At 66.2% G+C, this 21,315-nt stretch carries 16 protein-coding genes; 13 read left to right on the top strand and 3 right to left on the bottom strand.

All coding sequences use genetic code 11. The features are described from left to right. Positions 1-6 precede the first annotated feature (6 nt). Genes K8374_RS11700 through K8374_RS11655 form a run of 10 tightly spaced genes read left to right on the top strand, consistent with a single transcriptional unit; the run spans position 7 to position 12,355 of the window. Positions 7-1,581, top strand: coding sequence for a GumC family protein (locus K8374_RS11700; RefSeq protein WP_224459176.1), 1,575 nt, complete (start codon positions 7-9; stop codon positions 1,579-1,581). After that, the gene (locus K8374_RS11695) at positions 1,578-2,666 is read left to right on the top strand and encodes a glycosyltransferase (RefSeq protein WP_224459175.1); all 1,089 of its coding nucleotides are present in this window, start codon (positions 1,578-1,580) and stop codon (positions 2,664-2,666) included. Before K8374_RS11700 ends, K8374_RS11695 begins: the two co-directional genes overlap by 4 nt. Continuing rightward, positions 2,663-4,033: an O-antigen ligase family protein gene (locus K8374_RS11690; protein ID WP_224459174.1), complete on the top strand. Its 1,371-nt coding sequence runs from the start codon at positions 2,663-2,665 to the stop codon at positions 4,031-4,033. Before K8374_RS11695 ends, K8374_RS11690 begins: the two co-directional genes overlap by 4 nt. Further along, positions 4,030-4,995: a glycosyltransferase gene (locus K8374_RS11685; protein WP_224459173.1), complete on the top strand. Its 966-nt coding sequence runs from the start codon at positions 4,030-4,032 to the stop codon at positions 4,993-4,995. The genes K8374_RS11690 and K8374_RS11685 overlap by 4 nt, the downstream gene beginning before the upstream one ends. Next, the gene (locus K8374_RS11680; protein WP_224459172.1) at positions 4,988-6,124 is read left to right on the top strand and encodes a glycosyltransferase family 2 protein; all 1,137 of its coding nucleotides are present in this window, start codon (positions 4,988-4,990) and stop codon (positions 6,122-6,124) included. The genes K8374_RS11685 and K8374_RS11680 overlap by 8 nt, the downstream gene beginning before the upstream one ends. A gap of 10 nt (positions 6,125-6,134) precedes the next feature. Continuing rightward, on the top strand, positions 6,135-7,145 hold the full coding sequence (locus K8374_RS11675; protein WP_224459171.1) for a polysaccharide deacetylase family protein: 1,011 nt from the start codon (positions 6,135-6,137) through the stop codon (positions 7,143-7,145). Further along, positions 7,142-8,446, top strand: a complete 1,305-nt coding sequence (locus K8374_RS11670) for an oligosaccharide flippase family protein (protein WP_224459170.1) — start codon at positions 7,142-7,144, stop codon at positions 8,444-8,446. The genes K8374_RS11675 and K8374_RS11670 overlap by 4 nt, the downstream gene beginning before the upstream one ends. Next, positions 8,443-10,440, top strand: coding sequence for a hypothetical protein (locus K8374_RS11665; protein ID WP_224459169.1), 1,998 nt, complete (start codon positions 8,443-8,445; stop codon positions 10,438-10,440). Before K8374_RS11670 ends, K8374_RS11665 begins: the two co-directional genes overlap by 4 nt. Before the next feature lie 3 nt (positions 10,441-10,443). Next, positions 10,444-11,607, top strand: a complete 1,164-nt coding sequence (locus tag K8374_RS11660; RefSeq protein ID WP_224459168.1) for a GNAT family N-acetyltransferase — start codon at positions 10,444-10,446, stop codon at positions 11,605-11,607. Beyond that, a complete protein-coding gene (locus K8374_RS11655; protein ID WP_224459167.1) occupies positions 11,579-12,355 on the top strand; it encodes a carbohydrate deacetylase in 777 nt (258 codons plus the stop codon). The genes K8374_RS11660 and K8374_RS11655 overlap by 29 nt, the downstream gene beginning before the upstream one ends. 26 nt (positions 12,356-12,381) lie before the next feature. Here the strand turns inward: K8374_RS11655 and K8374_RS11650 are convergent, their stop codons facing one another. Further along, the gene (locus K8374_RS11650) at positions 12,382-14,607 is read right to left on the bottom strand and encodes a putative bifunctional diguanylate cyclase/phosphodiesterase (protein WP_224459166.1); all 2,226 of its coding nucleotides are present in this window, start codon (positions 14,605-14,607) and stop codon (positions 12,382-12,384) included. A 140-nt stretch (positions 14,608-14,747) separates the two neighbouring features. Here K8374_RS11650 and K8374_RS11645 point away from each other — a divergent pair, with 140 nt between their 5' ends. The 3 genes from K8374_RS11645 (at position 14,748) to K8374_RS11635 (ending at position 18,244) form a co-directional block, all read left to right on the top strand. After that, positions 14,748-16,367 (top strand): NADP-dependent glyceraldehyde-3-phosphate dehydrogenase, encoded by a 1,620-nt coding sequence (locus K8374_RS11645; protein ID WP_224459165.1) that lies wholly within the window; start codon positions 14,748-14,750, stop codon positions 16,365-16,367. Between the two features lie 142 nt (positions 16,368-16,509). Then, positions 16,510-16,977, top strand: coding sequence for a VOC family protein (locus tag K8374_RS11640; RefSeq protein ID WP_224459164.1), 468 nt, complete (start codon positions 16,510-16,512; stop codon positions 16,975-16,977). A gap of 85 nt (positions 16,978-17,062) precedes the next feature. After that, positions 17,063-18,244, top strand: a complete 1,182-nt coding sequence (locus tag K8374_RS11635; RefSeq protein ID WP_224459163.1) for a hypothetical protein — start codon at positions 17,063-17,065, stop codon at positions 18,242-18,244. Between the two features lie 78 nt (positions 18,245-18,322). Here K8374_RS11635 and yiaY read toward each other — a convergent pair whose 3' ends face one another. Beyond that, entirely contained in the window at positions 18,323-19,471 is a 1,149-nt protein-coding gene (gene yiaY, locus K8374_RS11630) for an L-threonine dehydrogenase (RefSeq protein WP_224459162.1), read from the bottom strand. Between the two features lie 148 nt (positions 19,472-19,619). Beyond that, positions 19,620-21,179, bottom strand: coding sequence for a threonine ammonia-lyase, biosynthetic (ilvA, locus tag K8374_RS11625; RefSeq protein WP_224459161.1), 1,560 nt, complete (start codon positions 21,177-21,179; stop codon positions 19,620-19,622). Positions 21,180-21,315 lie beyond the last annotated feature (136 nt).

The raw sequence follows: 21,315 nt of genomic DNA, 5'->3' as shown, positions 1-21,315 counted from the left end.
CGAACCATGATCACGCAACCGAAAGAAAACCATGTGCATGAGTTCTTCCGCATCTTCTTCGCCAACCGCCACCTGGTGAAGCGGGTGTTCCTGGTGTTCGCCGCGATCGCCCTGGTGTTGCCCCTGGTACTGCAACAGCGCTACGACATTACCGCCGAAGTGATCGTGCAGTCCAAGAAGCTGTCGCAGAGCGATACCAGCTCGGCCCTGTCCCAGGAAGCCGACCAGTTCATCCCGCCGACGCTGGCCGACATGGAGACCGAGAGCAATATCCTGCGCTCGCCCAGCCTGATCCGCCAGACCATCAGCCAGCTGCGCCAGGAAGGCCACTACCAGCACGAGCCGGGCCTGCTCCAGCGGGTACTGTTCATGCCGCTGCAGCAGCAGGTGATCGAGCCGGTGCGCCGCTGGCTGGCCGGGCCCGCCGACAATAGCCGCGACAAGACCCTGGACACCCTCACCGAACAGGCGCTCGATGACCTGGACATCAAGACCCTGCCAGGTTCGAATGTCATTTCGGTGTCCTACAGCGCCGCGGATGCCGAGCTTGGCACGCTGTTCGTCGCACGTCTGCTGGACAACTTCCTGAAGAACCGCCAGGACCTGCAGTCCAACGAGTTGCCCGAAGCCTTCTACCAACAGAAGAAGCTGCATTACCAGGCCCGTCTGGGCGACCTGGAGAACCAGCGCCTGGCGTTGCTGGCGGCGATCGGCTCCTCCGACCCCAAGGAAGAAATCACCTTCCGTCTCAACGCCATCAACACCGAGGAACAGGCGCTCAATGCCCAGCGCGACCGGCAGCTGCAGAACCAGCAATGGCTGGACTACCTGCAAGGCAGCCTGGCTGATGCACGCAAGGCGCGCATGGCCGACTACGCCTTCCCCTACACCTTTACCACCACGGTGGACAACGTTGCCTTCGAGGACCGTGAGATCCGCCAGATCGGTGAACAGCTGACCTCGCAGATGGCCCGCTACAATGCCGACACCACGGTGTTCCTGCCCGGTGCCGAGCAGATGGTACTGGCCCGCCAGCAGATCGCCCAGTTGCGTGCGCAGTTCCTCAAGGTGATCGCCAACCGCATCCAGGAACGCCAGCAGGACCTGGCCGTGACCCAGCAGGTGATCGCGCAGAAGACCCAGCGCATCGGTGAGTTCAAGGAGCGCATCCACCAGTTGCGTGAAACCCAGAGCAAGACCCGCCAACTGGACACCGAGATCGACGCCCTGCACAAGGCCTTCTCCACCTATGCCCAACGCTACGAGGAAAGCCGCGGTCAGGGCTTGTTCGACGGCAGCCAGTCCAACGCGCGCATTCTCAGTGCCCCCTACGAGCCTACCACCGCGGCCTTCCCGCGCCCCGGCTTGATCATTCCGTTCGGGTTGCTCACCGGCTTGCTGCTGGCCATCGCCCTGGTCTATGTCAAGGAGTTCTTCGACCATCGCTTCAAGCACCCGGCGCAGATCACCCAGGAACTGGGGCTGCCGGTACTGCTGGTGATCAACGATCAGGCCCCTGGCCTGCCCAACCCGCACAAGGCCTGGACGTTGCCACGGCTGATGCATTGGGTGCGCAATTGAACAGCGCTGCCCACCCTGGCGAACGGCCGATCCTGCACCTGCTCAGCAGTGGCGGGTTCTACGGCGCCGAGCGCATGCTCCTGGATCACTGCCTGGCCACGCCTGGCCGGCACCGGGTGCTGTTGCTCGACGCTCCGGTCGAGCTGACGGCGCGCTTTCGCCAGGCCGGTATCGACTGCCTGACCTGCCGTGGTTCGGCCGCGGTACTCAGGCAGTTGCTCGCCCAGCGCAATGCACGGCCCTTGATCAATGCCCACAATTTCAAGGGCCTGGCCCTCGGCTGGCTAGGAGCGGCCCTGTGCGGGTTGCCTCTGGTCACCACGCAACACGGCTTCACGCCGCGCAGCCTCAAGCAGCGCTTCTATATTTGGCTTGGCCTGCAACTATGCCGCACGCCGGTGGTAGGCACGGTGGTGTGCGTCGCCGACAGCATCGCCGGCCTGCATCACCAGGCTGGGGTGGCGCCCGGCAAGCTGCGGGTGATCCCCAATGGCCTGCCGCCGGCACGCGGCCTGCCCGAACGCCATGTCAAGGGCTATTGGCTGGCCGGCTACGTGGGGCGCCTTTCCCGCGAAAAAGGCCCGGACCTGTTCCTCGACACACTGATCCCCTTGTGCCGGCGCTACGCCAAGATCAAGGCCGTCATGCTCGGCGACGGCCCCGAGCGCGAGCGGCTGCAGGCGCGCATCGACGCCGCGGGCCTGGGTTCGCGCATCGAACTGCCGGGCTTCCAGCGCGACATGCGCAGCTGGATGGCACGCCTGGATGCGCTGGTCATCAGTTCGCGCACCGAGGGCACGCCGATGGTCCTGCTCGAGGCCATGCAGGATGGGGTACCGGTGGTGGCCTTCGGCGTTGGCGGCATCCCGGATGTCATCGAGCACGGCCGTAGCGGGCTGCTGGCAAGGCCCCTGGCCGTGGACGAACTCGCCCAGCACCTGCAAGCCCTGATCGAAGACCCCGCCCAGGCTGCCGAACTGGCAGCCCGGGCACAGCGAACCCAACGCGAACGCTACCACCTGCCGACCCTGGCACAACGCTGGGCCCTGGTCTACCAGGGCGCCACCGAGGAGGTTGTCGCATGATCATGCCCCTGTCACTGGTTGGCCTTGCGGCCCTGCTCAGCCTGGCCCTGCTCGCCAGCCCTTTCCCGTATCTCGCGCCAGGGGCGGTGGTGGGCCTGGCCGGTGCCCTGGTGCTGTACCGCAAGCCCGCCTGGGGCCTGCTGGCGATTGCCCTGCTGGTCCCGCTGGAAGGCCTGCTCAAGGACAGCGAGGTGTCCGCGGCCAAGATCGTCGGCCTCGGCCTGGTCCTGACCCTCGGCCTGCAACTGGCGGTGCGCCAGCTGCCGGGTGAGCGCCTGCACAGCAACCAGTGGCGTCTGTTGGTGCCGTTTTTGGCCCTGTACCTGCTCAGCCTCTGGACCAGCGACGATACGGCGCTCTCGCTCAACCACCTGCGCGAATTCACCGTAGGCTTGGTGGTGTTCGTGATCACCCTGCTGGTGGGGCGCGAGCTCAGCCTGCCGACCTTGTGCCGGGTAGTGACCCTGAGCGTGTGCGTCACCTGCCTGTTCGCCATGCTCTCGAGCAAATACCAACAACAAGGTCGCGCCTCGGCCCTGCTCGACCCTAACGTGCTGGCCCTGCTGATCACCTTCGCCATGCCCTTGGCATTGTGGTTGCTGATCAAGGCCCGGCAGGTACCGGCCAAGCTGTTCTGGACGGCCTGCTGCCTGCTGATGCTTGCCGGGATGACCCGCACCGAGTCGCGTTCCGGCCTGCTCGTGCTACTGGCCACCCTGGTTGCCGTGCTGTACGTCTACCGTGTGCAACTGGCGCGTATTCGGCCACGGCACCTGGGTTTCGCCATGCTGGGCCTGGCCATCGTGCTGCCGTTGGGCGCGGCGTTGATGCCGCCGGCATACCTGGAGCGCATCCAGTCGCTGGCCCAGCTCAAGTCGGGGATCAGTGCGCACAAGGACGAATCCCTGGGCCGACGTGCCTCCTACCTGGTGGTCGGCAAGGACATGATCAGCCACAGCCCGCTGCTCGGTACCGGCCCCGGCACCTTCCCACTGCACTATGCCAATACCGGTTTTTCCAAAGCCTTCGCTCCGGCCAAGCGCACCAGCGATGACCTCTATCGGCAGGCGCACAACACGTACCTGGAACTGATCACCGAAACCGGCATACCCGCCGGCCTGCTGTTCATCGGCATGATGCTACTGGCGCTGCGCAACTTCACCAGGGCCAGCGCCCGCTGGCGCGCCGCCGCAGACCACTACCATGCCGACCTCGCCGCCCACCTGAGCATGAGCCTGGTAGCCATCGGGCTGTTCCTGATGTTCCTCAGCGTGCCCAGCCACAAGTACCTGTGGATGATGCTGGCGTTGTCCAGCGTGCTGGTGCGTCAAGCCGCAGAGGCCCCGTCCACGGCGGTGTCGCGATGAACCAGGTGAGCATCGTCATCCCCATGTTCAACGAAGCCCGCCACATCGGCCGTACCCTGGCGTGCGCCCGGGCAGCGGCCCTGCAGGCGGGCCTGGCGTGTGAACTGCTGGTGGTGGACAACGGCTCTACCGACGCCGGCCCCGATATCGCCCGCGAGTTCGGGGCCACGGTACTGACGCTGCCGGGCGCGACCATCGGCGCCCTGCGCAACCTGGGTGCCCGGGCCAGCTGCAGCGACTGGCTGGCGTTCCTGGATGCCGACATCGAAGTGCCTGGCGACTGGCTCGCCCTGCTGGTCGGTCTGCACCAACGTGACCAAGGCGATGTCTTCGCCCTCGATTGCGATACCCCCCGTCAGGCCCCCTGGTTCGCCTACGCCTGGCAGCGGCGCACGCTGCGCGCCGGGCCAACCCTGCAGCCAAGCACCTGGTTGCCGGCGCCCAACCTGCTGCTGCGCCGCGACTGGTTCGAGCGGGTGGGCGGTTTCGACGAACGCCTGCGCACCGGTGAGGACAAGGACTTCACCCTGCGCCTGCACCAGGCCGGCGCGCGCCTGCGCGCCCTGCGTCAGCCGACGGTGCTGCACTGGGGCTTCGAGGGCAGCTGGGGCGAATGGCTGGGCAAGGAACTGTGGCGCCAGGGCAGCCACCTGCAACTGCTGCGCAACCATGGCGCAAGCCTGCGCATGTTGCGCTTCCCACTGTTGTCGCTGGCGCCCTGGGCGTTGGCCGCCCTGGCACTATTGGCACTGCTCCAGGGGGCCGGTCGGCTCGCCCTGTTGCTGATGGTGCTGGGCGCCGTGCCGGCCCTGGCACTGAGCCTGAGGCAGAGCCTTAAGCACCGTGCCCCGATGTTCACCCTGCAATTGTGGGCGTTGCACTGGGTCCGCCTGCACTTGGCCGGCGCCGCCATCGTGCTGAACCTGTTCAACCGCACCGCAAGGAGGCCTGCCCGTGGCTGAGGTCATTTTCTGGTCATGCCTGTTGCTGCCGCTGTACGCCTGGGTCGGCTACCCGCTGTTGCTGACCCTGGCCACGCCCTTCTTCCCCCGCCGGGTACCTGGCCCATTGGCCCCGCAACGGGTCAGTGTGGTCATCGCCGCCTATAACGAAGAGCGGCACATCGAACAGAAGCTGGCCAGCGTGCTGGCCCAGGACTACCCGGCCGCTGACCTGCAGGTGCTGGTAGCCAGCGACGGCTCCACCGACCTCACCGTGGCCCGTGCCCGTGCCATCGGTGCTGTGTGTGTACAGGTGCTGGACCTGCCGCGTCAGGGCAAGGGGGCCACGCTGAACACAGCGGTACAAAGCTGCCAGGGCGAGATCCTGGTATTCACCGATGCCGACAACCAGTGGTCCGGCGACACCCTGCGCCGGCTCCTGGCCCCGTTCGCCGATCCACGAGTCGGTTGCACCGCCGGGCACATGATCATTCCCGAACCCGGGCAAGGCCTGAGCCTGGGCGACAGCCTGTACCGCCACTACGAAGCCTGGCTGCGCAAGGTCGAGAACCGCACCGGCTGCATGGTCTCGGCCGACGGCGCCCTGCTCGCCCTGCGCCGCGAACTGTTCCAGCCGATTCCCCGCCAGGTCAACGACGACTTCTTCATCAGCACCTGCGCGCCGGTTGCCGGCAAGCGCATCGTCTACGTGCCCGAGGCCGTGGTGCTGGACCAAGGGGTGGACGAGGCCGGCAAGCAGTTCCGCCGTCGCCAGCGGGTCACCGTCGGGGGGCTGCTGAGCCTGGCCGCCCGGCGCGAGCTGCTCAATCCCTTCAGGCATGGCCTGTACGCGATTGCCCTGGCCAGCCACAAGCTGATCCGCCGCCTGGCTCCGGTATTACTGGTGCCGTTGCTGCTGGCCAACCTCTGGCTGGCCACCGAAGGTGGCTTCTACCTGCTCTGCCTGGCCGCCCAGTTGCTCGGCTATGGCGCTGCAGTGCTCGGCCTGCTGGATGCCCGTCGCCGACTGCCCAAGCCGTTTCGCCTGGCCGCCTTCATGCTGGTCACGGTGGCCGGCATGAGCATCGGCGTGTGGCAGTTCCTGCGCGGGTACAGCTACAGCCAGTGGAACCCCGACCAGAATCGATGAGTACACCCCTATGCCGATCAAGACCCGTATCAAGCAGGCCAGCGGTTGGCTGTACTTCAATTTGCCCAGGACCCTGGCCCGCCTGCACAACACCGGCGTGATCCTCATGCTGCACCGGGTGCTCGAGGACGACAGCCTCGCGGCGCTGCCCCATCGCAACGAGCTGTGCCTGGGCCCGCAGGCCTTCGAGCGCTTGCTGCGCTGGCTGTCGCAGCATTTCGAATGCGTCTCCCTGATGGACCTGCTGCAAGGCCCTCGGCGCGCCAACGGCCACGGCCAGCCCAGGGTCGCCCTGACCTTCGACGACGGGTGGCGCGACAATGCAGTCAATGCCTTTCCGCTGCTGCTGCGCTATCGCGTGCCGGCCAGCATCTTCCTGTCCACGGACTACATCGGCAGCCGCCAGCGCTTCTGGTGGGAAAGCATCGGCGAAACCCTGTGGGGCACCCGCGGCGAGGATGCACGCCTGGCGTTGGCCGAGCAATTGCGTGAGACCGGTCGCCCGCTGCCAGCGGCGTATTTCTTGAACAGCCGATCCCATACCCGCAGCCAGGTGCTGGCCCGCTACCTGCAAAGTCTCAAGAACCTTGGCCAGCCCACCTTGCAGCGAGTGACCGACGCCTGCCCGGCCGAACCTGAACCGCAAGCGTTGGACTGGCATCAAGTGCGCCAGCTGGAGGCGACCGGCTTGATACACTTCGGCCCCCATGGCGCCAGCCATGCCTTGCTGCCCGAGCTCGACGAACAGGGCCTGAACGACGAGCTGCAGCGCAGCCACGCCGCGTTGCAACAGCACTGCGAACACCCGCTGCCGGTGTACTGCTACCCCAACGGCGACCACGACGACCGGGTCCGTTCATGGGTCGCCCGGCATAGCTATGCCTATGCCCTGAGCACCCGGCAGGGCCTGTTCCGTGATGACGACGACCCTCTCGCCCTGCCGCGTATCGGCGTCAGCCAGCACACCGCTGCCTGCCCTTCGCTGCTGGCCTGGCGCATCGCCCGTGGAGGTCTTGCATGATCCGTAGCACCTACCTGCGTCACCTGGCGCTGAGCATGGGCACCAAGCTTGCGATGATCGTCCTGCGCCTGTTGCGCAACGTGCTGCTGGCGCGGATCCTCGGGCCCAGCGAACGGGGCCTGTTTGCCCTGCTCAGCGCCCTGCCCGACCTGATCAGCGCCGTCACCAGTGGTGGGCTCAACAGCGCAGTCGGCTACCAGGCCGCCAAGCGCCGCGACATGGGCCTGCTGCTGACCCAGGTGCTGGTCTACGGCTGTCTGCTCGCCGGCTTGCTGACCCTGCTGTGGGTCTTTCTGGTCCGCCAGTTCGGTGGCCAACTGGAAGTGACTCAGCAGCTTGGTCTGCTGGCTTGGCTGTTGCTGCTGGCCGTGCCGATGGCCGTGCTCAAGAGCGGCCTGTTGACCCTGCACAATGCTAGTGGCGGCGTGGATGCCTTCAACGCCCTGCGCCTGACCGAGTCGCTGGCACCGTTGCTGCTGTTCCTGGCGCTCTTCTGGATGTGGCGCGAGCAGGCCATGGAGGCCGCACTGATCAGCTGGCTGCTGGGGCTTGGCGTGGTACTGCTGCTGGGCGTGGCCTGGCTGGCGCGCCAATACCCGGTGCACCTGCGCTGGGACCGCAGCGGCCAGCGCGAACTGTTGAGCTATAGTGCCAAGAGCCACCCTGACCTCCTGTTCCAGCAGGTGATCCTGCGTTCGGACTATCTATTCATCGGCGCCGTCCTCGGCAGTACCGCCCTGGGCCACTACGCCATGGCCACCGCCGCGGCCGAACTGCTGCTGATCGTCCCCGAAGCTGTCACCACCCCTCTGATGAAGCACCTGCTGCAGCAGGATACCGACATGCAGCGCCTCACGCCCCTGGCCCTGCGCCTGACCGCCACGGTGATGCTGCTGGCTTGCCTGAGCATGGCGCTGATCGGCAAGTGGCTGATCATCACCCTGTTCGGCATCGAGTACGCGCCTGCCTATCCAGCCCTGCTCGCGCTGCTGCCAGGGCTGCTGGGCCTGTGCTACGCCAGCATCCTGCGCCTGGACCTGCTGGGCAAGAACCGGCCCGGCACGGTGTCGCTGATCATGGGCGGCGGCGCGGCGCTGAACCTGCTGCTCAATATCTTCATGATCCCGGCCTGGGGCATCGTCGGCGCAGCCCTGGCATCATCGGTCGCCTACCTGGCCGTGACCCTGGCGATGCTCGTGGTGTATTGCCAGCTGAGCAATGTGCCGCTGTGGCGGACCTTGATCATCCTGCCCGGCGACCACACCCCGCTGCGTGAAATGCTGCAACGGAGGCCCGCGTGAAGTGCCTGGCCCTGCTCGCGGCACTGGTGCCGTCGTGGTCCTTGGCCGCCAGCCTGCACTGGGGAGACATCCGCGACGGCAGCCTGTACCTGCTGCCCGAACGCACCGACGAACTGCGCATCCAGTGGCGTCCGGCCTGGCAGGCCGATGCCAACGGCGAGCATCTGTACCTACTCGATGGCCAGGGGCGCCTGAGTGCCGAGCGGGCGATTCGCGCCGAGCAGGTGCGGGGCGAACAAACCTGGTCCCTGGAGCCCGGCGCAGGCCCCTACCGGCTGGAAATCCCCGGCTACAGCTTCCGCGGCTACCAGGTCGAGCACCGGGATACGACCCGGGCGCTGTTCGCACCGGCGAAAGTGCATTTCAGTGCCGAAATGGCATCGGGCACCTCCCTGTTCTTTCGCGTCAAGGCAGGCGAACAGGCGAGCCTGGCCGGTAAATACCATGGCGGCGTGAGTCGCCTGCTGGCCCAGCGCCTGAGCGACGGCTACAAGGTAGAGGTCGCGCTCGCGCCCCACCCGGCCTACTGGCAGTTCGACCAGCACAAGCTGCCACTCAGTACCCGCGACGAAACCTGGCGCCTGTACCTGCAAGGCAGCGGCAAGGCTGCGTTCTGGCTGGACGGCACGGCCAACCTGTTCGCCCAGCGCGCCGAACATCTCGGCGACCTGCCACTCGCCCAAGGCTTGGTAGCGCTCAAGGTTGCTGAACGGGCAGTAGGCCCTACGCCACGGCTGGGCGTGGCCATGCACTACGTGGCGCCCCCACCGTCCAGTTTTGCCGCCCTGGATGCCCTGCGCCCACAGGCGGCGGGCTTCTACAGTTTCGTCGACGTTCTGGTGCGCAAGCCGCACTACGAAGACGCCTGGCGACGCCTGTACCAGGAGCGCTTCGCCATCGCCCAGGACATCACCTTGCTGGCCGGCACCGGCCGGCGCGCCGTGCTGGCAGCCGATGCGCCCACCCGCAACGGCCTGCAGGCCTGGCTTGCAGCGACCACCAGGCTCGGCGGCAAGGGCGTGCACTACCTGAGCGTGGCCGACGAACCCAACCTCAACTACCCCGACTACGCTAGCTTCCGCGACTACTTTCGCCTCATGACCGCTGTGGTGCACAACTGGCCCGGCGCCCGCGAAGCCGGCGTCCGCATCGCCATCCCGGCCTCTTCGCGCTGGCTCGGCGGCCCGTTCAGGGATGACGCCAAGGGCCAGCGCGGTATCGACTGGGCCCGGCGCCTGCTCGAGGAACAGGGCGCACAAGTCGATGCCCTGGCCTGGCACGAGTGGATGGTTCGCGACCTGCTGGCTACCCGCAGCTACCGCGACAGCGTGCGCCAGGCCGCCGCCCTGGTGGGGCTGGACGACCGGGGCAGGCCGCGCAAGGCGCTACTGCTGGACCAGACCAATCTGTCCAGCGGCTCGAGCCTGAGCCCCTACGACCAGAACACCCACTACGCCGGGGTCTGGTGGGCGTCGGTGGTGATCAATGCCTCGGCCGATGGTCTGCTGGACATGCTCAACTGGTTCCATGTCGCCGACGAGCCGGAATGGCCCAAAGGCATGGTCCAAGTCATCGACGACACGCACTTCCAACTGAAGCCGGTCGGCCTGGCCCAGCAGTTCATCCAACAGCACTGGCTGGGCCAGGTACTGGCCTTGGACAACGACGGGTTCGAAGTCGATGCCCTGGCCATGGCCGAAGGACATCGGCGCAGCCTGTTGGGGGTGAACAAGGCTGACCGCCTGCAGCAGGTCGAACTCACCCTGGGCACCTGCCCGGATGCGCGTCTGGAGCTGTTCGGCCCGGACAACCAGCCGCAATTGGCCACCTTCGCGTGCAACGCCGGCCAGGTGCACTTCCAGGTACCCGGGCAGACCTTGTTCGCCCTTGGCTGGAACGCTGCGCAGGCGCTCCCCGACACACCCTCGACAGGGCGGCGCATATACGCCAAACGCTTTGCACCTACGCACCAGACCACCGTCAAGGAGCCTTGAGCCATGGACCTACGACTGAGCTGGCACGACTCGCTGTTCGTCCCCGACTTCCCGGCTGACGAATACGAGGCCCTGCGCCGGCGGGTGCCGGGTAGCACCCCGTTCAACCACCTAGGTTGGCTGCAGGCCGCCGAGGGCGCCCTGCAGCCCGGGCAACGCCTGCAGGTGCTGCTGGGTTTTCGGGGAGCGCAATTGCGGCTTTGCCTGCCACTGGTGCGCATGCGCGAACCGTACGGCCCGTTCAACCTTCCGGTGGTACGCCACCTGGGCTACCCCTTGAGCGACCGCATCGCCCTGCTCGTCGATCTCCCCGAAGCGGATGCAGACAGCGTGCTCCAGGCCATCGGCAAACACTTGCCCCACGCATTGCTGCAACTGAACGAAGTGTCGGTGCAGCCCTATGGCTGGCTGGGCCGGTGGGCCACAGCGAGTTCACATTGCGAGCAGCGACTGAGCTGCATGGTCCCGCTGCACCGGATCAGCCCGGCCGATCGCCAGGAGCCCAGCGGCGCGCCACGCTACAAGCTGCGCCGGGCGCGCAAACGCATCGCCGCCTGTGGAGCCCGGGTACGGCGCGTGCAAGCCAGCCTAAACGACATCCACGCTCTGATCGAGGCCGTCAGCGCCGTGGAGGCCGCCAGTTGGAAAGGTGATGAGGAGGTCGGGATCTTCTCGGGTACGCAGCGCCGCCAATGGATATACCAGGCGTTCACCGCCCTGGCCGCCGAAGGCCTGGTGTGCCTGGTGCTGCTGGAGCTGGACGGTCGCTGCATCAGCTACCGCCTCGGCCTGCTCGAACAAGGCCGGCTCTACGATTACAACCTGGCCTTCGTGCCGGAGCATCGCGACCTCGGCAGCGGCCGCGTGCTGCTGGACGAGTGGATTCGCTGGGGTTTGGACGAAGGATGGACCTGGGTCGACGCCTCCCGGGTCAGCCTGCACAACTCCAGCCACCAGCTGCACGAACGCATGACCGACTCGCTCGAACAATGGCGCCTTAGCCTCTACAGCAAGCGCCTGGACGGTCGCCTGCTGGGCCTGGCTCTGCGCGCCTGGCGGCTGCTCAAACCCTACCTGAACGGACACCGGCGGCCTTTGGCCGCCCCGGCACCATCCCATTTGCCACAGGAGAACCCCGATGCCCTCCCAGGTCATAGTCAACGCTGACGACTTCGGCATGAGCCCACACACCAATGCGGTGATCCTGCAAGCGTTCCAGGCCGGGCTGATCAGTTCGGCCACGGCCATGGCCAACATGCCCGCCTTCGCTGCGGCCTGCGCCCTGGCTCGCCAGCCCGAACTGCTGGGCCGGATAGGCCTGCACTTCAACCTCACCCAGGGGCGGCCGTTGAGCCAGGCGATTCTCGCCGAGCCACGATTCTGTTCGCCTACCGGGGAGTTCGCCTTCGCGCTCAAACGCACGACCCTGCGCCTGTCCCGGCGCGAGCGTGCCGCCGTGGAGCAGGAACTGCACGCGCAATGGCAACACTGCTTGGCCCACGGCCTTGTGCCCAGCCACCTCGACTCGCACCAGCACGTGCACAATATCTGGCCGGTCGGCGAAGTGGTCGCGCGTTTTGCCCGCAGCCAAGGCGTCCCCGTGCGCCTGGCACGCAACCTCGGGCGCAACATCGGCCCGGTCAAGCACCTGTACAAGAGCCTGCTCAACCGCCGCCTGCGCCAGCTCAGTGGTGCCACGGCCGACTACGTCTGCACCCCGGCGGACCTCAAGGCCGGGTTGGCCCCGGCCCATGGCATCCTGGAAATCGTCACGCACCCCAGTGCCCTGGGCGGTCAGGACTTCGGCGACGCCTACCTGCCCACCGGCGAATCACTGCAATCGCTGGTCGAGCAGCAGCTCAGGCAAACCCAGCGCATTGGCTATGGAGCCGTGCCCAGGCTCGTCGAGTCCTGAGGCTGCTGGCCAAGCAGGTAAGCCGGTCAGCCGCAGTCCCGGCTGGCCTGCAGCCAACGGGCCAGGTCCGCCGCCGGCATCGGTCGCGCGAGCAGAAAGCCCTGCCCCTGATCGCACCCAGCGTTGCGCAGGAAGTCATATTGCGCCTGGGTCTCGATACCCTCGGCGGTGATCCGAAAGCCCAGGGCGTGGCCCAGGTCGATGATTGCGCAGGCTACCGCCTGGGCATCGTCATCGCCTGGAAGGTCCTTGATGAACGCCCGGTCGATCTTCAGGTGATCGATGGGCAAGGCGCGCAGGTAGGCCAGCGACGAATAACCGGTGCCAAAGTCATCCACTGCCGTGGCCACACCCATGGCCCGCAATTGTGCGAGCACCGCGCAGGCCTGCTGCTGGCTTTCCATCAGCAGGCTTTCGGTGATCTCCACTTCCAGCAGGCTCGCCGGCAGGTCGTAGCGGGCCAGGGTCGTGGCCAGGCTGGTGACATAGTCGCTGCGCTCGATCTGCAACGCCGCCACGTTGATCGCCATCGACCCGGGCAGGCAGTCGACGGCGCGCCAAGCGGCCAGCTGGGCGCAGGCCAGCTCCAGCACGCGCTCACCCAACGGGATGATCAGGCCGGTGCGTTCGGCCAGGGGGATGAATTCGGCCGGCGACACCAGCCCGCGTTCAGGGTCACGCCAGCGCAGCAACGCCTCTACCCCTTTCACGCGACCACTGAACAGGTCGAGCTTGGGCTGGTACCACAACTCGAACTCGTCATGCTGCAAGGCCCGGCGCAGGTTGCGCTCCAGCTCCAGGCGCTGCTGCAGGCGCTCGGTCATGTCCGGGTGATAAGGCCGCCAGGCATTGCGACCGCCCTCCTTGGCCGCGTACATGGCGGTGTCGGCATGGCGCAGCAGGCTGTCCACCGCCTCGCCATGCTGCGGGCAGCGGGCAAGGCCGATACTGCCGGTGACCAGCGCGGCATTGCCGTTGAGGTCGAATGGCCGCTGCAGGCAGCGCAGCAAGGCGCATACCTGGTGGCTGACCTGGCCCTGGCTGCCCTGGAGCATGAACACGAACTCGTCGCCGCCCAGGCGGCAGAGCCGGTCGGCGCTGTCCAGCTCCTGCAGGAAGCGCGCCGTGGCCTGCTGTAGCAGCAGGTCGCCCATCGGATGGCCCAGGCTGTCGTTGACCTGTTTGAACCCGTCGATATCGAGGATCAGCACAGCCAGCCCATGGCCTCTGGCAATGGCCTCTGCCAGCTGTTTCTGGAACAACACGCGATTGGGCAGGCCGGTGATGGTGTCGTAGTGGGCCAGGCGTTCGAGCTGCGCCTGGGACTGGCGGAGCTCGCGGTTGCGCTGCTGCAACAGGCGCTGGTTGCCGTTGAGCTGGGCGACGAACAGGCTGAACAGCCCCGTGCAGGTCAGGGCGAAAAGAAACAGCGGCGAGGCGAACAGGCCCAGCACCGGCCAGCCATCGCGAGGCGCGGCGGCCATCTGCCAGTGCCCGCCCGGCACCGTCACCAACTGGCTGAGCAGCGGGTCGTCGAACAGCTGCGGATCGCCCCAGATCAGCGCACCATCCGTGCCCTTGCCGTCGGCCCCGCGCAGCGCCACCTGAATATCCAGGTCCGGGCGCAGGCCTGCGGCCCATAGCAGGCTGTCGATATCGGCGACGATCGACACGTTGCCCCAATAGAGCTTCACCCCTCGCTTGCCGGAGACGAACACCGGCCGCCGATAGATCAATGCCCGCCCACCCTGGTACAGGCCGACCGGGCCGGCCAGCACGGCCTCGCGGTGCTCACGGGCCGACTGCAACATGGGGAACTGGTCAGGCAGCCGACGATAGTCCAGGCCCAGGATCGACTGGTTGCCTTGCTCGGGATAGACCGCACTGATCACATCGTCCGGCGCCAGGGCGATGTGGTGCATGTAGGGCACCGACTCGAGCGCGTCCTGGGCCATCCCATGGAAGTGCCCAGGGCTGATCCGCCCATCGGTGGAGATCAGTTGGGCGATGCCTTCAGCCTCGGCGAATGCCGCCCGCAGCTGCGCCTCCAGGGCGCTGCGCACCCCGGAAAGGCGTGCGGCGATGTTCGCCAGCTGTTCGCTTTGCTCACGGCGCATGTCCAAGTGCCCGAGCGCGATGGACAGGCCGATGCCCACCAGGGCGAAGCCGACCGGCAGCAAGCGGTGCACAGTGCGCCGCAGCGTGCCTTTGCAGGACGGCGGCTGGTCAGGGGATACGTGGAGAGTCTTCATTGGGCGGAAATCGGCGGCGATTAATTGTTTATCGGCCCGGCAAAGGCAAATTTGAGCCAGACTGGTGTTTTTCTTCCAGTGGGTGCATGCTCGCAGCTGAAGCGATTCACCTACCCAAGAACAAACGAGGTGCAGTACCCATGGACCGTCTGCTCGATTCGCTGTTTCCCACCCCCGACGCTATCCCCGAGGCCTGGCGCCTGGGCGAGCCCCTGGAGCAACGCGACTACCTGGTCGGTGGCCAGCTCAGGCGTTGGGACGGCCCGTTGGCCACGGTACGCAGCCCGGTCTGGCTCAAGCACGGCGACAGTGAACAGCAAGTGATCCTCGGCAGTGCCCCGCTGCTCGACGCCGATACCGCCCTCACCGCACTGGATGCCGCCGTACAGGCCTACGACAAGGGGCGTGGAGCCTGGCCGACGATGCGCGTGGCCGAGCGTATCCAGCATGTCGAAGCCTTCCTGGGACGCATGCGCGAACAGCGCACGGCGGTGGTCAAGCTGCTGATGTGGGAGATCGGCAAGAACCTCAAGGACTCGGAAAAAGAGTTCGACCGTACCTGCGACTATATCGTCGACACCATCAATGCCCTCAAGGACCTCGACCGACGGTCGAGCCGCTTCGAACTCGAGCAAGGCACCCTCGGCCAGATCCGCCGCGCACCACTGGGCGTCGCGCTATGCATGGGCCCGTACAACTACCCGCTCAACGAGACCTTCACCACCCTGATCCCGGCGCTGATCATGGGCAACACCGTGGTGTTCAAACCGGCCAAGTTCGGCGTGCTGCTGATCCACCCGTTGCTCGAAGCCTTCCGCGACAGCTTCCCGCCAGGGGTCATCAATGTCATCTATGGCCGTGGCCGGGAAACGGTCAGCGCCCTGATGGCCAGCGGCAAGATCGACGTATTCGCCTTCATCGGCACCCACAAGGCCGCCAGCGACCTGAAGAAGCTGCACCCGCGCCCGCACCGCCTGCGTGCGGCCCTGGGCCTGGATGCCAAGAACCCTGGTATCGTCCTGCCCCAGGTGGACCTGGACAACGCCGTCGAGGAAGCGGTCACCGGCGCTCTGTCGTTCAACGGCCAACGCTGCACCGCGCTGAAGATCCTGTTCGTGCACGAAGATGTGGTCGAGCCGTTCCTCGACAAGTTCCAGCGCAAGCTCGCCGCGCTCAAGCCCGGCATGCCCTGGGAGCCGGGCGTGGCCCTGACGCCGTTGCCCGAGCCTGGCAAGGTCGACTACCTCGACGGCCTGGTGGCCGACGCCATGGCCAAGGGTGCCCGGGTACTCAACGAGGGAGGCGGCACCAGCCGCGGCTCGTTCTTCTACCCGGCCCTGCTCTACCCGGTGGCGCCCAGCATGCGCGTCTATCACGAGGAACAGTTCGGCCCGCTGGTGCCGGTGGTGCCCTACCGCGACCTGCAGACGGTGATCGACTATGTGCTCGATTCCGACTATGGCCAGCAGTTGAGCCTGTTCGGCAACGACCCGCAAACCATCGGCATGCTGGTCGATACCTTCGCCAACCAGGTTGGCCGCATCAATATCAATGCCCAGTGCCAGCGTGGCCCGGACACCTACCCGTTCAACGGCCGCAAGAACAGTGCCGAAGGCACCTTGTCGGTACACGACGCCCTGCGTGTGTTCTCCATCCGCACCCTGGTGGCCACCAGGTTCCAGGAAGCCAACAAGGCGCTGATCAGCGAGATCATCCGCAACCGCCAGTCGAGCTTCCTGACCACCGACTACATCTTCTAGCCGGTCAGCCTCTAATAGGGAAAAGGCATTTGCGCATTTGCCGAAACTGTACAAACATACAGGCTCGGTAAATGCGTGAAGCCTGTCGCGGGTATCTCTGCGGCGGGTCGGTACTGACCTTACCTGAAGGAGGAACCTTGCAATGGCGGTCAAACCTGTTCCCGAAGGACAACACAGCATCACGCCCTACCTGGGCATCAAGGACGCGGCAAAGGCCATCGAGTTCTACAAGCAGGCCTTTGGTGCGGTGGAGATGTTCCGTCTCGAAGGCCCCGACGGCCGCATCGGCCATGCGGAGCTCAAGATCGGCGACTCCTCGCTGATGCTCGCCGACCCCTGCGACATGGAAGGCGGGCTCACCGCCAGCCAGTCACTGGGTGGCACGGCTGTCGGTCTCCACCTGTATGTCGAAGACTGCGACAAAATCTACGACCAGGCCATCGCCGCCGGCGCGCTGTCCCTGCGCCCGGTGCAGGACCAATTCTACGGCGACCGCAGCGGCACGCTGAAAGACCCGTTCGGCAACCTGTGGTTCGTCTCCACTCATAAGGAAGACCTCAGCCCAGAGGAAATCCGCGCCCGCGCCGCTAAACTGTTCGGCGGCCAGTGAAGCACAAGCTGCGAGCTTCGGGCGTTCGGGTTGAAAGCGCCCTGACTTTGCCGGAAGCTTGAGGCTCGTAGCTTGGAGCTGCTGAATGCGAATCATCGAAAAGAACGCTGCGCAGGTGCGCAGCCTCACCTCGGCCGAAGAGGAACTGCTGGTCGGTTTTGCCTCCGGTACCCTCGCCGGCCCGCGCCTGTTGCAGGCCAACCAGTGGCTGATGAAGGTACGCAGCGCCAACCAGTGGTTGGCCTGCGACTGCCGTCGGGATGCCATGCCAGTGCTCAACGTCAGCCTCAACGGCAGCACCGGCACCCTGTTCCTACGCAACAACCCGGACACCCCCGAGCATGCGCCCGGCTGCCCGTTCACCAAGGTCGAGCGCGAAACCGGCGAACGTAGCGAGCAAACCGCCGTGCCTGCCGCCTGGCTGCCACCGGATACCCCGCTGCGCCTGCTGGGTGATTTCAATCGGGCGGGTGTCGGCGGCCCCGGCGCCACGACAGAGCGCCGTGAACAGCAACGCTTGCTGTCGTTGCTGCTGACCTGGATCGAAGCCAGTGGCTTGAACGTCTACGCCACCCACCTGAAGAAGGACCTCACGGCCCAATTCGCCGACCTGCGCGGCGTGGCCGGTCGCTACCCGTTGGTGGAGCGGGTACCGGCGAGCAACTACCTGGAAACCCGCCTGGACATGAAGCACATGATGATGCTCAAGTCCCGCCTGCGTGACGCCACGGCCTTCGGCACCCACCGCCGTCATGGCCTGCTGCTCGACTGCATCGACCAGGTCAAGGGGCGCAAGCTATTCAACGCCCGCACCGAGGACGGCTTCGACTTCCAAGGCCACCATCTGTTCTGGGACGGTGGCCGCACCAGCGGGCCATTGCTGGCCCTGATACTCTATTCACCCACCACCGCCGGCAGCCATTTCTATGAGCTGATCCACGTCGCCAGCGTACCGGTGCTGTCGCGCGGGCACCTGTTCCCGGTATACCGCGACGAAGAGCGCGAGCCGCTCAAGGCGTTGGTGTCGCTGATCGACTGGATGGCGGGCAAAGGCGTCAAGGTGCTGATGCGTCGGCCGGTCATCGGTGGGCAGGTGATGGATGAGCTGGTGCTCACGTCGGACCAGGACCGGGTGCTGTCGGTGTCCCTGCTCGCGCAACCCATCGGCCCTGAACCGGATGCCGAGAATTTCAAGCGCTATGCCGACTTCAAGAGCCTGGAGACGTTCCGCAAGTATGTGGCAGGGTTCTTTATGCGTGAGCGGTGAAGGCCCCGTCTGCAGGGCTGCTGCGCAGCCCATCGCGGTGCAAGGCCACTCCTGCAGGGTCGGCGAACCTCTTAGTTGCTAGAACGCCGCCCTGAAGATCGCCTCGATCTCTGCCTGGTTCGCCGGCCGCGGGTTGGTCAAGCCACAGGCATCCTTCAGAGCATTGGCTGCCAGCACCGGTACGTCCTCCACCTTGACCCCGAGCTCTGCCAGCCCGGCCGGAATGCCGATCGCCGCCGCCAGGTGCTCGATGGCTGAAATCGCCGTACCTGCGCCCTGCTCTGCGTCCAACCCACACACCTTCACACCCATGGCCTTGGCCACATCGCGCAGGCGCGCGGCACAGACCTTGGCGTTGAAACGTTGCACATGGGGCAGCAGGATGGCGTTGCACACCCCGTGCGGCAGGTCGTAGAAGCCCCCCAGCTGGTGCGCCATGGCATGTACGTAGCCCAGGGATGCATTGTTGAACGCCATGCCGGCGAGGAACTGGGCATAGACCATGTTCTCCCGTGCCTGCAGGTCGTTGCCATCGGCGACGGCCTGGCGCAGGTTGGTGCTGATCAGGGTCACGGCTTTGAGCGCGCAGGCGTCGGTGATCGGCGTGGCGGCAGTCGATACGTAGGCTTCGATGGCATGAGTCAAGGCATCCATGCCGGTGGCGGCGGTCAGGTCCTTGGGCATGCCGACCATCAGCGCCGGATCATTGACCGAAAGGATCGGCGTGACGTTGCGGTCGACGATGGCCATCTTCACGTGGCGCGCCTCGTCGGTGATGATGCAGAAGCGGGTCATCTCGCTGGCGGTGCCGGCGGTGGTATTGATGGCGATCAGCGGCAGTTGCGGCTTGCTGGAGCGGTCGACGCCTTCGTAGTCGCTGATCCGCCCACCGTTGGTCGCGCACAGGGCGATCCCCTTGGCGCAGTCGTGGGGCGAGCCGCCGCCAAGGGACACCACGCAATCGCAACGCTCACGCTGCAACAAGGCCAGCCCGGCCTCGACGTTGGCGATGCTCGGGTTCGGCTTGGCGCCGTCGAATATCACCGAATCGATGTCGCGCCTGGCCAGCAAGCCGGCAATACGCTCGGCCACGCCGGCTTTCGCCAGGCCCTGGTCCGTGACGATCAGGGCCTTGCGCAGGCCGTAGCCGGCGATGGCCGCCATCGCCTCGTCAAGGCAGTCGATGCCCATGATGTTCACGGCGGGGATGAAGAAGGTGCTGCTCATGGCCGGATCCTCTTGGAAGGTCTATCTGCCCTTGAGGATCCGCCTGCTGGCGCGGAGCAGTATTGACCCAGCGCAACGCACCGTCAGCGAACACCACCGAACCTGTGGGCGCGGGCTTGCCCCGCTGTGGGCCGAGCCTGCCCGACACTCAACCCAGGAACAACCGGTAAGCCGGGTTCTCGGTCTCGTCCCAATAGCGATAGCCCATCTCGTCCAGGGCTTGGGGCAACCCGGCGAGTTCCTCGTCAGGCACCTCCAGGGCCGCGAATACCCGCGCCTCGGCCGCACCATGGTTGCGGTAATGGAACAAACTGATGTTCCACCGTTTGCCCAGCCGCTCGAGAAAGCCCAGCAGCGCGCCTGGCCGCTCGGGGAACTCGAAGCGCAGCACCCGCTCCTGCGCACCTGGCGCGGCATGCCCGCCGACCGTGTGGCGCACATGCAGCTTGGCCAGCTCGTTGTCGGTCAGGTCGAGCACGTTGTAGCCCTGCTCGCGCAAGCTGGCCAGCAGCGCCTGGCGCGGGTCGTGTTGCGGGTGGGTCTGCACACCGACGAACAGCCGCGCCTCCTTGCCGGGGTAATAGCGGTAGTTGAACTCGGTGATCTGGCGCTTGCCCAGGGCCTGACAGAAGGCCCGGAAGCTGCCCGGGCGCTCCGGGATGGTCACGGCGATGATCGCCTCGCGCTGCTCGCCCAGCTCGGCACGCTCGGCCACATGGCGCAGGCGGTCGAAGTTGACGTTGGCACCGGAATCGATCGCCACCAGCGTCTGTCCGCCAACCCCTTCGCGGGCCACGTACTTCTTGATGCCGGCCACCGCCAGGGCGCCGGACGGCTCGGTGATCGAGCGGGTGTCGTCGTAGATGTCCTTGATCGCGGCGCACAGTTCATCGCTGCTGACCGTCACCACTTCGTCGACGAAATGGCGGCACAGCTCGAAGCAATGGGCACCGACCTGGGCCACCGCGACGCCATCGGCGAAGGTTCCCACCTGCGGCAGGATCACCCGTTCGCCGGCGGCCAGGGCCGCTTGCAGGCAGTTGGAGTCCTCCGGCTCGACACCGATCACCTTCACTTCCGGACGCAGATACTTGACGTAGGCGGCGATGCCGGCGATCAGCCCGCCGCCACCGACCGGGACGAAGATCGCATCCAATGCGCCCGGGTGCTGACGCAGGATCTCCATGGCCACCGTGCCCTGTCCGGCGATCACGTCCGGGTCGTCGAACGGCGGCACGAAGGTCGCTCTCTCGCTGTCCGCCAGTTGCAGGGCATGGGCCAGAGCATGGGGGAAGCTTTCGCCATGCAGCACCACATGGCCGCCTCGCGCGCGTACGCCCTGGACCTTGAGCTCCGGGGTGGTGGTGGGCATGACGATGGTCGCGCGCATCCCCAGGTGCGATGCCGCCATCGCCACGCCCTGGGCATGGTTGCCCGCCGATGCGGTGATCACCCCACGTTCCCGTTGCACCGGGGTCAGCCGCGACAGCCGGGTGTAGGCTCCCCGGATCTTGAACGAGAAGGTCGGCTGCAGGTCCTCGCGCTTGAGCAGCACCTGGTTGCCAAGGGCAGCCGACAGCGCCGGGGCCGGTTGCAGGGGCGTCTCGATGGCCAGGTCATACACGGGGGCACTGAGAATGCGGCGAACCTGTTCCGACAGCAGTTGCTGGGGCGAGGTGCTACGAAGGCTGACGCTAAGGCTGGTCATCGATGACTCCTGGTGGTTTCAAGTACCCAGGAGCCGGAAAGAAAAAACCCGCCTCCAGGGCGGGTTCGGTGCACGTACGCGCTAGCCCGCCAAACGAATAATGGCGGTAATAATGCGGATGGCGTGACGCTGCGGG

It is taken from the genome of Pseudomonas sp. p1(2021b), assembly GCF_020151015.1.
Taxonomy (GTDB): domain Bacteria; phylum Pseudomonadota; class Gammaproteobacteria; order Pseudomonadales; family Pseudomonadaceae; genus Aquipseudomonas; species Aquipseudomonas putida_K.
Note: the sequence above shows the minus strand (reverse complement) of the source record. Positions and strands in the feature narration are given on the sequence as shown.

Excerpts from the sequence above, each read along its gene's own strand:
- K8374_RS11700 (WP_224459176.1), top strand. The coding sequence starts at position 7 with ATGATCACGCAACCGAAAGAAAACCATGTGCATGAGTTCTTCCGCATC.
- K8374_RS11690 (WP_224459174.1), top strand. The coding sequence starts at position 2,663 with ATGATCATGCCCCTGTCACTGGTTGGCCTTGCGGCCCTGCTCAGCCTG.
- K8374_RS11685 (WP_224459173.1), top strand. The coding sequence starts at position 4,030 with ATGAACCAGGTGAGCATCGTCATCCCCATGTTCAACGAAGCCCGCCAC.
- K8374_RS11675 (WP_224459171.1), top strand. The coding sequence starts at position 6,135 with ATGCCGATCAAGACCCGTATCAAGCAGGCCAGCGGTTGGCTGTACTTC.
- K8374_RS11670 (WP_224459170.1), top strand. The coding sequence starts at position 7,142 with ATGATCCGTAGCACCTACCTGCGTCACCTGGCGCTGAGCATGGGCACC.
- K8374_RS11660 (WP_224459168.1), top strand. The coding sequence starts at position 10,444 with ATGGACCTACGACTGAGCTGGCACGACTCGCTGTTCGTCCCCGACTTC.
- K8374_RS11655 (WP_224459167.1), top strand. The coding sequence starts at position 11,579 with ATGCCCTCCCAGGTCATAGTCAACGCTGACGACTTCGGCATGAGCCCA.
- K8374_RS11650 (WP_224459166.1), bottom strand. The coding sequence starts at position 14,607 with ATGAAGACTCTCCACGTATCCCCTGACCAGCCGCCGTCCTGCAAAGGC.
- K8374_RS11645 (WP_224459165.1), top strand. The coding sequence starts at position 14,748 with ATGGACCGTCTGCTCGATTCGCTGTTTCCCACCCCCGACGCTATCCCC.
- K8374_RS11640 (WP_224459164.1), top strand. The coding sequence starts at position 16,510 with ATGGCGGTCAAACCTGTTCCCGAAGGACAACACAGCATCACGCCCTAC.
- K8374_RS11635 (WP_224459163.1), top strand. The coding sequence starts at position 17,063 with ATGCGAATCATCGAAAAGAACGCTGCGCAGGTGCGCAGCCTCACCTCG.
- yiaY (WP_224459162.1), bottom strand. The coding sequence starts at position 19,471 with ATGAGCAGCACCTTCTTCATCCCCGCCGTGAACATCATGGGCATCGAC.
- ilvA (WP_224459161.1), bottom strand. The coding sequence starts at position 21,179 with ATGACCAGCCTTAGCGTCAGCCTTCGTAGCACCTCGCCCCAGCAACTG.